At 72.7% G+C, this 1695-nt stretch carries 1 protein-coding gene; it reads right to left on the bottom strand.

The window, feature by feature from the left end; translation table 11 throughout:
* The coding region (locus V6V16_RS27675) for a hypothetical protein (RefSeq protein ID WP_334566877.1) at positions 1–1463 on the bottom strand (1463 nt) is incomplete at its 3' end.
* Positions 1464–1695: the final 232 nt, after the last annotated feature.

The following is a 1695-nucleotide window of genomic DNA, read 5'->3' on the forward strand; positions in this document are numbered from 1 at the left end:
GCCACGGAAACCACCCTCACGCGGCGGACCAGAACGGAAACCACCCTCGCGGTCACCGCCCCGATAGCCACCGGAGCGGTCGCCGCCCTCACGGCGGTCGCCACCCCGGAAACCACCCTCGCGGTCACCACCACGGAAGCCACCCGGACGCTCGCCACCCTCACGGCGGTCGCCGCCACGGAAACCACCCTCACGGTCACCACCGCGATAGCCACCCGGACGGTCACCGCCCTCACGGCGATCGCCGCCACGGAAACCACCCTCACGCGGCGGACCAGAACGGAAACCACCCTCGCGGTCACCGCCCCGATAGCCACCGGAGCGGTCGCCGCCCTCACGGCGGTCGCCACCCCGGAAACCACCCTCGCGGTCACCACCACGGAAGCCACCCGGACGGTCCCCGCCCTCACGGCGGTCGCCGCCACGGAAACCACCCTCGCGGTCACCACCGCGGAAGCCACCCGGACGGTCGCCGCTGTCACGGCGGTCGCCGCCACGGAAACCACCCTCGCGGTCACCACCACGGAAGCCACCCGGACGGTCCCCGCTGTCACGGCGGAAGCCACCCTCACGCGGCGGACCAGAACGGAATCCACCCTGACGGTCGCCACCCTCACGACGGTCACCACCGCGGAAGCCGCCGGGACGGTCCCCGCCCTCACGGCGGTCGCCGCCACGGAAACCACCCTCGCGGTCACCACCGCGATAGCCACCCGGACGGTCGCCGCTGTCACGGCGGAAGCCACCCTCACGCGGCGGACCAGAACGGAACCCACCCTGACGGTCACCGCCCTCACGACGGTCGCCGCCGCGGAAACCACCCTCGCGGTCACCACCGCGATAGCCACCCGGACGGTCACCACCCTCGCGACGGTCGCCGCCGCGGAAACCACCCTCGCGGTCACCACCACGGAAGCCACCCGGACGGTCGCCGCTGTCACGGCGGAAGCCACCCTCACGCGGCGGACCAGAACGGAACCCACCCTGACGGTCACCGCCCTCACGACGGTCGCCGCCGCGGAAACCACCCTCGCGGTCACCACCGCGATAGCCACCCGGACGGTCACCACCCTCGCGACGGTCGCCGCCGCGGAAACCACCCTCGCGGTCACCACCACGGAAGCCACCCGGACGGTCGCCGCTGTCACGGCGGAAGCCACCCTCACGCGGCGGACCAGAACGGAACCCACCCTGACGGTCGCCACCCTCACGACGGTCGCCGCCACGGAAACCACCCTCGCGGTCACCACCACGGAAGCCACCGGAGCGGTCACCACCCTCACGGCGATCGCCGCCACGGAAACCACCCTGGCGGTCTCCGTCACGACGGGGGGCGCCGCTGCCGCGGGCATCGCCGTCGCGGGGACCGGACCGGAAGCCTCCCTCGCGGCGCTCTCCGCCGCGGAAGCCACCCTCACGGCGGTCGCCGCCGGCGTGCCCGCCGCGCTGGCCACCACGGTCATCCCGGTACGGGGGCCGGTCGTCGCGACGCGGGGCTCCCTCACGGTCGTCGTTACGACGGGGACGATCTCCGCCCTGCGATCCTGAACTCACAGGTACATCCTTCCTCATTGCGTCACCCAGGACGCTACGCAGTCGAGGGCCGACCCGGATGGGGCGGCCCTCGACTGAAAGATTGTCCGGCGGTGTCCTACTCTCCCACACCCTCCCGAGTGCAGTACCATCGGCGCTGGA

It is taken from the genome of Micromonospora sp. CPCC 205561, from assembly GCF_036906775.1.
Lineage (GTDB): Bacteria > Actinomycetota > Actinomycetes > Mycobacteriales > Micromonosporaceae > Micromonospora.